Raw genomic sequence first — 12308 nt, 5'->3', positions numbered from 1 at the left:
TTCAGGACCGCTTCGACGCCGATCCACGCCGCGACCAGGGCGGTGACGATCAGGGTGATCGCGACCGCGGTGGACCGGGACCGGTGCACGCTCCGGCGGCGCAGGCGCCGCTCGAGCGAAGAAGTGCTGCTCATCAGTTCCTCCTGTTACCGGACCCGGTCCTCGTGCTCACGCACGATCCCGGTCAGTTCGATGTGGGCACTGCCCACCTGCCGCCCCGACAACTCCGACACCCGCGAGCGGACCCGCTCGGCGGCGGCCGAAGCCGCCCCGAGGACGTCCGCCTGGGCACGGATGGGGCCGGTGACGTCCAGCGCCAGGGCGCCGGCGTGGTCACCGAGCCCGACACGGACTCGCTTCGCGGGAGCGCCGAGCCGTTCGGCTGCGACTGCCCGGGCGAGGGCGGTCAGTGCACGAGCGGTGATCTCGACGCGGCCCGGGACGGAGCTCTGGGCGAGGCCCTCCGGGCCGGCGTTCACCGGGAGCTCCGGCGTCCGGTCAGCACGTCGGTCAGGGCGCCCCGGTCGATCTTGCCGGTCACCAGGGCAGCCACGAGGGCTCCCACGAGGCCGAAGACGATGACCAGGACGAAGCCCCAGAAACCGAACTGCAGGGCCACGACGGCCAGGATGGCGCCGATCAGGGCGCCGACGAGTGTGTTACTCAACGCGCGACTCCTTCTTGTCCTCGTTGTCGTCGTCGTCACCCGGGATGTGGACGTCCTGGACGGTCACGTTGACCTCCGCGACCTCCATGCCGACGATCTGCGTGAGCGCACGGGCGACCGACGAGCGGACACCGTCGGCGACCTGCTGCAGCGACACGGGGTACTCGGCGACGATCACCACGTCGGCAGCGACCTGCTTCTCGCCGACCTCGACCTTGACGCCCTGGCCGTAGTCGCGCTGGCCGATCGCGTCACGCAGGGCGCCGATCGCACGGGCCGCGCCGTTGCCGAGGGAGTGCACGCCGTTGACCTCGCGGGCGGCGATGCCGGCGACCTTCGAGACGACGGTGTCGTCGATCGTGGTCTTGCCCGAGGTCGAACCCGAAGCGTGCGAGCCGGTCGCGCGAGCGGCGGTGGTGGCGGGGGTGGTGTTCGTGGTGTCAGCCATTGGTTGCTCCTTCCGAGGTGTCCGCCGGGCGATCCCAGCGGATGCTGTTCACGAGTGGGACGGACTGCCACCGAGGTTCGTCACGCTCGGTTCAGCGGTTCCAGAGAACTTCCAGCCAGGACGCCAGAACGGCGGTTCTCGTTGTACCCCGTGAGCTGAGGCTCAGGCCCGGCCGCCGATTCCGGCCCGGGTGTTGCGCCGTGCAGCGGAGCGGAGGGCGCGCACGTAGGCCATGGGGGACTGCCCGCACTCCTCCTGGAAGAGCTGCTGCAGCCGGCGAGGTCGGACACCGGCGGCCGCCGCGATCTGCTCGACCGTCAGCTCCGCGTCGACGTGCCGTTCGATGTGCGCCACGGCCCGTCGCACCCGCCAGGACGACCGGCCCGTCTCGGGCTGCGCCGCGCGCGACGCCCGCAGGGTCGCGGCCGGGTCCTCGCCGAAGCGCTCCCGGTACGCCGCAGCGAAGCGCCCCGGGTTCGTGAAGCCCCACTGCCGCGCGATCGGGGTCACGCCGTCGTCGCCGGCGGCGTGCAGGAGTGCACGGCGGACGCAGTCCAGGCGGTGGTCGCGGAGGAACCGGTTCGGCGTCGTCCCGAGGGTGCGCGCGAAGACGTCCTGCAGCCCGCGCTGGCTCAGGCCGCACGCGGCGGCGATCTCGGGCACCGAGGGGCGGTCGGCGGCGTGGGCCTCGACGTACCGGATCGCGTCCCGCAACCGGTTCGCGACGGGGATGTCGTCCCCGCGGTCCCGCACCGGGAAGGTGTCGAGGACGACGGTCGCCAGCCGTCGGTTGAGCGCCGTGCGCATCGGACCGACCACGCGGTCGTCGAGGAGCGCCGGCGCGAGGTCCTGCACGAGCCGCCGCAGTGGTTCACGCTGCGCGACGGCCTCGTCCTGCTGGTCGAACAGGAGCGGCCCGGACGGCAGCCGGTAGCCGAGCTCGTCGCCGACGGACCGCAGGAAGGCGTCGGACAGGTGCAGGCCGTTGTAGACGGTGTCCGCCGACTCGAACCGGTACGCCTCGGACGCCGACGCGATGTAGGCGCTCCCCGGCTCGATGATCCGGGAGCGGTCCGCGAAGTGCATCTCGAGCAGGCCCTTGGTGAGCCAGAAGACCACGTGGTCGTCGCGCGGCCCGATGACGCCGCCCCGCCGTCCACCCTCGGAGCGCATGGTCCGCAGCGTGAGGTCGTCGTCGCCCACGATCGTGTACTCGTAGTGGGTCCCCTCGGTCACGAAGGTGTCCGTCCCGAGGTCGCGACCGTTGTACTCCGCGGAGAAGATCCGCTCGTACGAGGTGCCGTCGCCGTCGGTGAACCGCAGTCGGCGGAATCCGTTCGTCGACGAGGTGCTCACCCGCGCATCATGACAGCACTGTCCGGGAACCGCGCTGACGACTACGGATCGCGGACCGCAGACAGGCCCGGACACCCCCGGCCGGGAGGCACGTGGCGGGCCCGCCACGTGCCTCCCGGCCGATCCGCACCACCTGCGCGACCGCACGCGGAATACCCCAGGGGGGTACCGTGTTGGCCATGCCGGAGGACAGCATGCACGACCACGCGCACGTCGGGTACATCGACGACAAGGACGACCTGCTCAAGCGGCTCCGCCGCGCGGAGGGGCAGGTGCGTGGCATCGCGCGCATGGTCGAGGACGAGACGTACTGCATCGACGTCCTCACCCAGATCTCCGCGGCCAACCGCGCGCTCGAGCGCGTGGCGCTGTCGCTGCTCGAGGACCACCTGCGGCACTGCGTCGCCGAGGCGGTCGCCGAGGGCGGCGACGCCGCCGACGTCAAGGTGCGCGAGGCGAGCGACGCGATCGCACGCCTCGTGCGCTCCTGACCACCCCTGCTGACGATCACTGATCCACCGACCGGAAGGAACCCCATGAGCACCGAGACCCTCGCCGTCACCGGCATGACCTGCGAGCACTGCGTGGCGAGCGTCACCGAGGAGGTGTCCGAGCTCGAGGGCGTCACCGACGTCGCGGTCGAGCTCGTGCCGGGCGGCTCCTCGGCCGTGACCGTCACCTCCGACCGTCCGCTCGACCCCGCGGCCGTGCGCGCCGCCGTCGCCGAGGCGGGCTACGAGGTCGTGGCACGGTGAGCGACGGGGTCGTCGAGCTCGACATCACCGGCATGACCTGCGCCTCGTGCGCGAACCGGATCGAGCGCAAGCTCGGCAAGCTCCCGGGGGTCACGGCGACGGTGAACTACGCCACGGAACAGGCGCAGGTCGAGGTCGCCGGCCCGGACGCGGCGGACACCGCCGCCCTCATCGCCGCGGTCGAGGCCGCCGGGTACGGCGCGACCGTGCACGCCCCGGCGGCACCCGAGTCGGACGGCGACGTCCCGCCCGCTGATCCGACCGCGGCCCTGCGGCAGCGACTCGTCGTGTCCGCGGTGCTCGCGGTGCCCGTCGTGCTGCTCTCGATGGTGCCCGTGCTGCAGTTCCCGAACTGGCAGTGGGCAGCGCTCGCCCTCGCGGCCCCCGTCGCGGTGTGGGGTGCCCTGCCCTTCCACCGTGCGGCGTGGACGAACGCGCGGCACGGTGCGGCGACTATGGACACCCTGGTCGGCGTCGGGGTGGGCGCGGCGTTCCTCTGGTCGCTGTACGCGCTGTTCCTCGGCGACGCCGGGCGGCCGGGGATGCACATGGCGTTCTCGTGGTTCGCGACCGACCCCGAGGCGAGCGACCTGTACCTCGAGGTCGCGGCGGCCGTGACCGTCTTCATCCTCGCCGGGCGGTACATGGAGGCCCGGGCCAAGCAGCGCTCGGGCGAGGCGCTGCGTGCGCTGCTCGCCCTCGGGGCGAAGGACGCCTCGGTGCTCCGCGACGGTCCCGGCGGCCCGGTCGAGCAGCGGGTCCCGACCGCCTCGCTCGTCGTCGGTGACGTCGTGGTCGTCCGACCGGGGGAGCGGATCCCGAGCGACGGCGTCGTCCGGGACGGCTCCTCGGCGGTCGACCTCGGCATGATCACGGGCGAGTCCGTCCCCGTCGAGGTCCGGCCGGGCGACCGGGTGACCGGGGCGACCGTCAACGTGGGCGGTCGGCTCGTGGTCGAGGTCACCGCGGTCGGCGCCGACACCGAGCTCGCGCGGATGGGCAAGCTCGTCGAGGACGCGCAGACCGGCAAGGCCGCGGTGCAGCGCCTGGCCGACCGGGTCTCCGCCGTGTTCGTGCCCGTCGTCATCGGACTCGCCGTCGTCGCGTTCGTCGGGTGGCTCGTCGCGGGCGGCTCGGTGACGGCGGCGTTCACCGCGGCCGTCGCGACGCTCATCATCGCCTGCCCGTGCGCCCTCGGGCTCGCGACCCCGACGGCGCTGCTGGTCGGGACCGGCCGGGGGTCGCAGCTCGGCATCCTGATCGGTGGACCGCAGGCACTCGAGCGGACGCGGACGGTCGACACGATCGTGCTCGACAAGACCGGCACCGTGACGACCGGCGAGATGGCGGTCCGGGACGTGCGGGCCGCCGCGTCGGCCGACAGCGCCACGGTGCTCGCGCTCGCGGCGTCCGTCGAGGACGGCTCCGAGCACCCCGTCGGTCGCGCCGTGGTCGAGGCGGCACGCGCCCGGGGGCTCGACGTGCCCCGCGCGGCGGACTTCCGCGCGGTCCCCGGTGCCGGCGTGCAGGCGCTCGTCGAGACCGGGGACGCCGCCGAGGTCGTGCTCGTCGGCACGGCGTCCTGGTTGACGTCGGACTGGGCGGTCGCGCTCCCGGACGACCTCGCGGCCGCCGCGTCGGCGGCCGAGACCGCCGGCGGCACCGCGGTCGTGGTCGCTCGCGGCGGGGCCGCCCTCGGGGTGGTCGTGGTCGGCGACACCGTCAAACCCGAGGCCGCCGACGCGGTCCGGCGCTTCCGGGAGCTCGGGCTCCGCCCGGTCCTGCTGACCGGCGACAACGCGGGTGCCGCCCGTGCGGTCGCCGAACAGGTCGGCATCGACGAGGTGCACCCACGGGCCACGCCGGCGTCGAAGCTCGAGACCGTCCGGCGGTTGCAGGCCGAGGGGCGGACCGTGGCGATGGTCGGCGACGGCGTGAACGACGCGGCGGCCCTGGCGGCGGCCGACCTCGGGATCGCGATGGGTGCCGGCACCGACGCGGCGATCGCGGCGAGCGACATCACGGTGGTGAGCGGCCGACTGACCGTCGTCGCCGACGCGGTCCGGCTCGCGCGGGCGACGCTGCGGACGATCCGGGGCAACCTGTTCTGGGCGTTCGCGTACAACGTCGCGGCGATCCCGCTGGCGATGGCGGGGCTGCTCAACCCGGTGCTGGCCGGAGCGGCGATGGCGTTCTCGTCGGTCTTCGTCGTGACGAACAGCCTGCGGCTCCGCCGGTTCGCCGCCCGGTCCTGACCGCAGCGACTCCGGGTGTGGGCGGTCGCGCGCGGTGCGCGGCTCCACCTGCGGGCCGGTCGCGCCTGGCGGTCGGCTCCCGCGGGACCGGTCGCGGGCGTCCTGGCGGCGCTGCTCGCGTGACGCGCGCGGCGGACGCTGGTCGTGCCTCCCGTCCGGCGGTTCCTGCCCATCGCACGTGACGTGGGATGCAGGACCGCGCGTCGAAGGACGGAAGGTCCGGCACCCGATGCGCGGAACGGTCACCCGTGCGCGGAACGGTCCGCCACGAGCGGAACGGCCGCTGTGCGCGCGCCTGTACGGACGGCACTACGCTCGGACGTGGTCCGCGACGCAGCGCTGCGGTGACCCGCGGGCTCGATTGATCGAACGCGATCCCAGGAGGACCGAAGTGACCGAATCTGCTCCCGTCGACCCCACGTCGACCGACGGCTGGAAGAAGCTCGTCGGCATCGCCGACGGCTTCACCCCCGACCTGCGCGGTTGGTTCGACAGCGACCCCGGTCGTGCCGAGCAGTACACGTTCCAGGCCGCCGACCTGACCGTCGACCTGTCCAAGGGCCTCGTGACGCCCGAGATCCTCGACGCGCTGCTCGAGGTCGCGAAGGACACGAAGGTCGCCGAGCGTTTCCAGGCGATGCTCGCCGGCGAGCACATCAACGTGACCGAGGACCGCGCCGTCCTGCACACCGCGCTCCGTCGTCCGAAGGGCATCGAGCCGGCGCTCGTCGTGGACGGCCAGGACGTCGACGCCGACGTGCACGCCACCCTCGACAAGGTCTACGCGTTCGCCGAGCAGGTCCGCTCCGGCGCCTGGACCGGCGTCTCGGGCAAGCGCATCGAGACCGTCGTGAACATCGGCATCGGCGGCTCGGACCTCGGCCCGGTCATGGTCTACGAGGCCCTGAAGCCGTACGTGCAGCCCGGGCTCGAGGCGCGCTTCGTCTCGAACATCGACCCCGCCGACATCTACGAGAAGACCGTGGACCTCGACCCCGAGACCACGCTCTTCATCGTCGCGTCGAAGACCTTCGGCACCCTCGAGACCCTGACGAACGCCCGCCTGGCGCGCCAGTGGCTCTGGGAGCGGCTCGGCCTGACGGACGCGTCCGAGGACGAGAAGTCGAACGCCGTCGCGAAGCACTTCGTCGCCGTGTCGACCGCGCTCGACAAGGTCGCCGCGTTCGGCATCGACCCGGAGAACGCCTTCGGCTTCTGGGACTGGGTGGGCGGCCGCTACTCGGTCGACTCCGCCATCGGGACCTCGGTCGTGATCGCCATCGGCAAGGAGAACTGGGAGCAGTTCCTCGCCGGGTTCCACGCCATCGACGAGCACGTCCGGACCACCCCGCTCGAGCAGAACGTCCCGGTCCTGATGGGCCTGCTCAACGTCTGGTACACGAACTTCCTCGGCGCCCAGAGCCACGCGGTCCTGCCGTACACGCAGTACCTGCACCGCTTCGCCGCGTACCTGCAGCAGCTCACGATGGAGTCGAACGGCAAGCGCGTCCGCTGGGACGGCAGCCCCGTCACGACGGACACCGGCGAGGTCTTCTGGGGCGAGCCCGGCACGAACGGCCAGCACGCGTTCTACCAGCTCATCCACCAGGGCACGCGCCTGATCCCGGCGGACTTCATCACGGTCGCGAAGCCGGCCCGTCCGCTCAAGGACGAGTCCGGCGACGGGAAGGCCGTGCAGCCGGGCCAGGACGTGCACGCCCTGTTCCTCGCGAACTTCTTCGCGCAGACGAAGGCGCTCGCGTTCGGCAAGACCGCCGACGAGGTCCGCGCCGAGGGCACCACGGACGAGGGGATCGTCGCGGCCCGCACCTTCACCGGCAACAAGCCGTCGACGTCGATCCTCGCGCCGGAGCTCACCCCGAGCGTCCTCGGCCAGCTCATCGCGCTGTACGAGCACATCGTGTTCACCGAGGGCACCATCTGGGGCATCGACTCGTTCGACCAGTGGGGCGTGGAGCTCGGCAAGCAGCTCGCGCTGCAGATCGCCCCGGCGGTCGACGGCGACCAGTCCGCGCTCGACGCGCAGGACTCGTCGACCAAGGCGCTCATCGCGAAGTACCTGGAGCTGCGCGGCTAGACCGCGTCACCCCGAGACGGACTGGAGGCGCGTGACGGGTCCGCCATGCGCCTCCCGTCCGTCTCGTGGGGGTCAGCGACCGAGCGGGTCGAGGTTCAGCGACGTGTCCTGGTAGAGCTCCTGGTCGTCGTCGAAGACCTGCAGGCCCTGGTTCAGCCAGACGAGGTCCTTCACGGTGATCCCGAACCGGAGCGCGACGTCCGCGATCAGGTCCCCGGACCGCACCGTGTAGGCCTTCGGCGCTCCGGACGCCGTCGTCGCCGTGACCGGACCCGAGGCGTTCGCCCGCACGCCGCCGTCCACCGGGTGCACGTTCGTCTGCCGAGCGGGCACGGACCACCGCACCGTCGAGACGGCGAGCACCTTGTCGAGCGCGATCTCGACGGGGACGTCCTGCCCCTGCGCGGCGGCCGAGGCGACGACGAGCTCGGTGAGTCCGGACGGGTCGACGCCGGAGCCGTCCAGCGGGACGTCGACCGACTGCGGCCCGGACGTCGGTCCGCCGAGGACGTGGTCCCCGACGCCGTGGTAGGTCAGGGCGTCGCCGACCTGACGGGCCTTCTCGAAGAACCCGACGCCCACGGGCACCGGCAGCGTCGAGGTGAAGCCCGTGTACTGCGCCGTGAAGGTGTCGTCGCCGTCGGCCACGACCCGGAGGTGGAAGTGGATGCTGCCCTTGGGCGATGCGACGTCGGCCTCGGTGAGCACGGTCCCGGCCGGGATCGGCGTGAGCTCGGGGTCGGGCGCCGCGGCCTCGGTCGGGGCGGGGGTCGGCACGCGCGGGGTGGCGGAGGCGGCCAGTCGCTCGGCGTCGGACGTGCCGTCGGCGGTCGCGGACGGCGTGGGGGTCGCGGTGGCCGACGCCGCCGCCGGGTCCGAGGGCGCCGGGAGCGCTCCGTCGGACCCGCGCAACAGTGAGCAGCCGGACAGTGCGACCAGGGTCAGTGCGGCGACGCTGATCGCGGCCGTTCGGTTCATGATTCCCCCTCGGGTCCGAGCGTACCGAGCCGCTCGCGACTGCACGAGTCCGAGGTGCACGGATGTGTCGCCGGACCCATGCTGTCGGTCGGAGCGGCTACCGTCGAGGGCATGGACCGCCACGAGATCCTCGCCGCCGCCGCAGCCGCCCACGCCGCACGGATCGCGGCCGCCGGCGGGGACGCCACCGACGCCCGACAGCGTGCCGAGGCGGTCGCCGGTCGGGAGCCCGGGTCGGACGCCGCCGACGCTGCCCGGTCGGTCGAGCGCCGTCGCGCGGGAGAGGTCGAGCGCGCGGCCTCGCGGACCGAGGGCGCCCTGTCCGACTGGCACCGGATGGGCACCCGCCGCGGGGTCACACCGGACGACCAGCTCCGGAGCGCGTGGGCCGTCACCGGCGTCCCGGAGTCCGGCGACGCCCGGGCGCTCGCGAACGTCCTGCTGTCCACCGCCGGGCACGCGGGACGGGTGGCGGACGCCGCACGGCGGAACCCGGCGCTCGCGGGGGCTGCGAGTGCCGCGGCCCGTCGGACGGTGCGGCGGTACACGGACCACGGAGCGGGGATGGCCTCGCTCGGGGACGTCCTGGGCGACGAGTAGCGCAGCGCGGCGGACCGCGAGTCTCGGTGTGGCCGACGAGTCTCGGCCTGCCCGACGCGAGACTCGTCGCCCAGCACGAGACTCGGCCGACCACGGCTGCCCGCGGCTGGCGGCAGGGGCGCGCGCTCGGGTGATTGGACCGCTCCAGCGCTGATCGGGGCTTTCATGGAGCGATACACACGTCAGATTGGCTTAATGTGTGATTGACAGGACATGGATCGGGGCTACCATCGGTCCCACGCGAAGACGCGCGATCACCCGACGAAGGAGTCACCGCATGGTCGACATCAAGCCGACAGCACCGAAGGTCGCACTGCCCCCGATGGGCACCGGCCCGCACCGTCGCCGCCTCGGCGTCCTGGCGCTCGTCGCCACGTTCGGCGGCCTGCTGTTCGGCTACGACACCGGCGTGATCAACGGTGCTCTGCTGCCCATGAAGCAGGAGCTCGGGCTGACGAACCTCACCGAGGGCGTCGTGACCAGTTCCCTGCTGTTCGGGGCCGCGATCGGCGCGATGCTCGGCGGTCGGATCGCCGACGGCTGGGGGCGTCGCAAGACGATCATCCTGCTCGCGGTGACGTTCTTCGTCGGCACCGTGGTCTGTGTCGCCGCGCCGGCGTTCGGCGTCATGGTGATCGGCCGAGTGCTCCTCGGGTTGGCGGTGGGCGGTGCCTCGACGGTCGTCCCCGTGTTCCTCGCCGAGCTCGCGCCGTACGAGATCCGCGGATCCCTCTCCGGTCGCAACGAGCTGATGATCGTCATCGGGCAGCTCGCGGCCTTCGTCGTGAACGCGATCATCGGCAACCTCTTGGGCGAGGGCAACGGCGTCTGGCGCGTCATGCTCGCCGTCTGCGCCCTGCCGGCGATCGCGCTCTTCGTCGGCATGCTCCGCGTCCCCGAGTCGCCCCGGTGGCTCGCGTCGAAGGGCCGCAACGACGAGGCGCTCGAGGTCCTCGGACAGATCCGATCGCGGGAGCGTGCGGTCGCCGAGCTCGACGACATCAAGCGGACGAACGAGTTCGAGGCGAAGGTCGAGCGGGTGAGCGGCTGGCGCACCCTGCTCGGCAACAAGTGGCTCATCCGCATCGTGCTCATCGGGGCTGGCATCGGCGTCGCGCAGCAGCTCACCGGCATCAACTCGATCATGTACTACGGACAGACCGTCCTGATCGAGTCCGGCTTCCAGCAGTCGGCAGCGCTCATCGCCAACATCGCACCCGGCGTCATCGCCGTGGTCGGCGGTGTGATCGCCATCGCCAACATGGAGCGGATCAACCGTCGGACGACGCTCATCATCGGGTACTCGCTGACCACGGTCTGTCACTTCCTGATCGGGATCGCGTCGATGACCCTCGTCGAGGGCAACCCTGCCCGGCCCTGGGTCATCCTGTTCCTGGTCGTCGCGTTCGTCGGATCGATGCAGACCTTCCTGAACATCGCCACCTGGGTCATCCTGTCCGAGATCTTCCCGACCCAGATCCGCGCGCTCGGCATGGGCATCGCGGTGTTCTGCCTCTGGATCGCGAACGCGTTCCTCGGACTCTACTTCCCGACGATCGTCGCCGCCACCGGGATCACCGGGACGTTCTTCGGCTTCGGCATCGTCGGCCTGCTGGCGCTCTTCTTCATCTGGAAGTTCGTCCCGGAGAGCCGCGGGCGCACCCTCGAAGAGGTCGAGGAGGGCGTCACCACCGGCAACATCTTCGTGGTCGACAAGAAGCAGACGCGCGCCTGAGGCGCGCGCACGGGACGGACGGGAGGCGCGGTGCCAGCGGGCACCGCGCCTCCCGTCCGTCTGCCGGTCACGCGGGGGACGCGAGCCCGGGAACCGACGTCGGCCGCGTCGGTACGCTCGGCGGTTGTACGGGTACAACCATGCGCGGAGGGTGGACAGGGTGACCGGACTGCAGGTGGCGGACCTCCCGCCCGCGCTCACGGCCGTCTGCGCCGTCCTGCTCGTCGTGGCGGTCGGCTGCGCCGCGTTCGTGGCCGTCGACGTCGTCCGTCACCCGCCGCACATGCGGGTGATGGCGCTCGTCTGGCCGCTCACGATGCTGTTCGGCAGCGTCGTGTGGCTCGTCTTCTACCTGCGCCGCGGCCGGGCGACCGTGGACGGACACGGCCGCTGGGCGGGTACCGCGATCGACACGAGCCACTGCGGTGCCGGGTGCGCGCTCGGCGACCTGGTGGGGGAGTTCGGGCTCGTCGCGTTCCCGGCGCTCGGCACGCTCGTCGGGCTCGGGTCGCTCTACGGGGACCCGATCTTCGCGGGCTGGATCATCGACTTCGTGATCGCCTTCGTGGTGGGGATCGCGTTCCAGTACGCGGCCATCGCCCCGATGCGCGGGCTCGGGTGGCGGGACGGGCTCGTCGCCGCGCTCAAGGCCGACACCCTGAGCATCACGGCGTGGCAGGTCGGCATGTACGGCGTGATGGCGCTGCTGCAGTTCGCGGTGCTCCCGGCGGTCCTGGGCGGTCGGCTCGCGGTGACGACGCCCGAGTTCTGGGTCGCGATGCAGCTGGCCATGGTCGCGGGCTTCGTGTGCTCCTACCCGGTGAACGCGCTCCTGGTGCGGTGGGGGCTCAAGGAGGCGATGTGACCGCCTGCCAGGATGAGGGCATGTCGGAGCACGCTGTCCAGGGGATCGACGAGGTCCTCGCCGCCTCCCGGGGGCTCCTCGGGGTCGTCGCCCGGTCCCTGGCCCCCGCGCTCGAGGACGTCACCGTGCCGCAGTTCCGGCTCATCGTCCTCGTCGTCTCCCTCGGGCCGACGCGCTCCGGCGACCTGGCCGACCGGCTCGCGGTCGGCCCCTCGACCCTGACCCGCAACGTCGACCGGCTCGTCGCGGGCGGCTGGGTCGAGCGGCGTCCCGGCGCCGACAACCGGCGCGAGGTCCGCATCGCCGCCACCGACCGCGGGCGCGCCCTGGTGGACGAGGTGACCGAGCGCCGCCGTCGTGAACTCGAGGCGATCGTCGCGGGGATGCCCGAGCAGGACCGTGCGGTCGCCGTCGCGGGCATGGCGGCGTTCCGCCGGGCGATGGGGGAGCCGGCGCCCGAGGAGGTCTCCGCCTTCGGGGGCTGACGCCGACCGCTCTTGCGGGGAGCAACAGTTGCATGCGTACAATCATTGCTTGCATGCAAATGATCG

Annotated in this window: 13 protein-coding genes; 8 read left to right on the top strand and 5 right to left on the bottom strand. The window is 72.3% G+C overall.

Annotation, left to right across the window (positions count from 1 at the left end):
• Positions 1 to 146 precede the first annotated feature (146 nt).
• The 4 genes from DEU32_RS11160 to DEU32_RS11145 form a co-directional block, all read right to left on the bottom strand.
• Positions 147 to 479 carry a hypothetical protein gene (locus DEU32_RS11160; RefSeq protein ID WP_114850590.1) on the bottom strand — a complete coding sequence of 111 codons (333 nt, stop codon included), beginning with the start codon at positions 477 to 479 and terminating at the stop codon, positions 147 to 149.
• Positions 476 to 667 (bottom strand): DUF2273 domain-containing protein, encoded by a 192-nt coding sequence (locus DEU32_RS11155; RefSeq protein WP_114850589.1) that lies wholly within the window; start codon positions 665 to 667, stop codon positions 476 to 478. The genes DEU32_RS11160 and DEU32_RS11155 overlap by 4 nt, the downstream gene beginning before the upstream one ends.
• Positions 660 to 1115, bottom strand: coding sequence for an Asp23/Gls24 family envelope stress response protein (locus DEU32_RS11150; protein ID WP_114850588.1), 456 nt, complete (start codon positions 1113 to 1115; stop codon positions 660 to 662). Before DEU32_RS11150 ends, DEU32_RS11155 begins: the two co-directional genes overlap by 8 nt.
• Before the next feature lie 162 nt (positions 1116 to 1277).
• Positions 1278 to 2471: a helix-turn-helix domain-containing protein gene (locus DEU32_RS11145; RefSeq protein WP_114850587.1), complete on the bottom strand. Its 1194-nt coding sequence runs from the start codon at positions 2469 to 2471 to the stop codon at positions 1278 to 1280.
• 179 nt (positions 2472 to 2650) lie between these two features.
• Between DEU32_RS11145 and DEU32_RS11140 the strand changes: the two genes are divergently transcribed.
• From DEU32_RS11140 to pgi, 4 genes are all read left to right on the top strand, one after another.
• Positions 2651 to 2962 (top strand): metal-sensitive transcriptional regulator, encoded by a 312-nt coding sequence (locus DEU32_RS11140; RefSeq protein WP_180224746.1) that lies wholly within the window; start codon positions 2651 to 2653, stop codon positions 2960 to 2962.
• Between the two features lie 45 nt (positions 2963 to 3007).
• On the top strand, positions 3008 to 3226 hold the full coding sequence (locus DEU32_RS11135; protein WP_114850586.1) for a heavy-metal-associated domain-containing protein: 219 nt from the start codon (positions 3008 to 3010) through the stop codon (positions 3224 to 3226).
• A complete protein-coding gene (locus DEU32_RS11130) occupies positions 3223 to 5481 on the top strand; it encodes a cation-translocating P-type ATPase (RefSeq protein ID WP_114850585.1) in 2259 nt (752 codons plus the stop codon). Before DEU32_RS11135 ends, DEU32_RS11130 begins: the two co-directional genes overlap by 4 nt.
• A 391-nt stretch (positions 5482 to 5872) precedes the next feature.
• Entirely contained in the window at positions 5873 to 7579 is a 1707-nt protein-coding gene (gene pgi, locus DEU32_RS11125; RefSeq protein WP_114850584.1) for a glucose-6-phosphate isomerase, read from the top strand.
• 72 nt (positions 7580 to 7651) lie between these two features.
• Here the strand turns inward: pgi and DEU32_RS11120 are convergent, their stop codons facing one another.
• On the bottom strand, positions 7652 to 8557 hold the full coding sequence (locus tag DEU32_RS11120) for a LysM domain-containing protein (protein ID WP_114850583.1): 906 nt from the start codon (positions 8555 to 8557) through the stop codon (positions 7652 to 7654).
• A gap of 111 nt (positions 8558 to 8668) precedes the next feature.
• Here DEU32_RS11120 and DEU32_RS11115 point away from each other — a divergent pair, with 111 nt between their 5' ends.
• From DEU32_RS11115 to DEU32_RS11100, 4 genes are all read left to right on the top strand, one after another.
• Entirely contained in the window at positions 8669 to 9157 is a 489-nt protein-coding gene (locus DEU32_RS11115; RefSeq protein ID WP_147281451.1) for a hypothetical protein, read from the top strand.
• Positions 9158 to 9434: 277 nt separating this feature from the next.
• Complete coding sequence (locus tag DEU32_RS11110) at positions 9435 to 10892, top strand: sugar porter family MFS transporter (RefSeq protein ID WP_114850581.1); 1458 nt, start codon at positions 9435 to 9437, stop codon at positions 10890 to 10892.
• 160 nt (positions 10893 to 11052) lie between these two features.
• Positions 11053 to 11757 carry a DUF4396 domain-containing protein gene (locus DEU32_RS11105; RefSeq protein ID WP_241490207.1) on the top strand — a complete coding sequence of 235 codons (705 nt, stop codon included), beginning with the start codon at positions 11053 to 11055 and terminating at the stop codon, positions 11755 to 11757.
• A gap of 20 nt (positions 11758 to 11777) precedes the next feature.
• Complete coding sequence (locus tag DEU32_RS11100) at positions 11778 to 12242, top strand: MarR family winged helix-turn-helix transcriptional regulator (protein ID WP_058742475.1); 465 nt, start codon at positions 11778 to 11780, stop codon at positions 12240 to 12242.
• Positions 12243 to 12308: the final 66 nt, after the last annotated feature.

It is taken from the genome of Curtobacterium sp. AG1037 (genome assembly GCF_003349855.1).
GTDB classification, from domain to species: Bacteria; Actinomycetota; Actinomycetes; order Actinomycetales; family Microbacteriaceae; genus Curtobacterium; species Curtobacterium citreum.
Note: the sequence above shows the minus strand (reverse complement) of the source record. Positions and strands in the feature narration are given on the sequence as shown.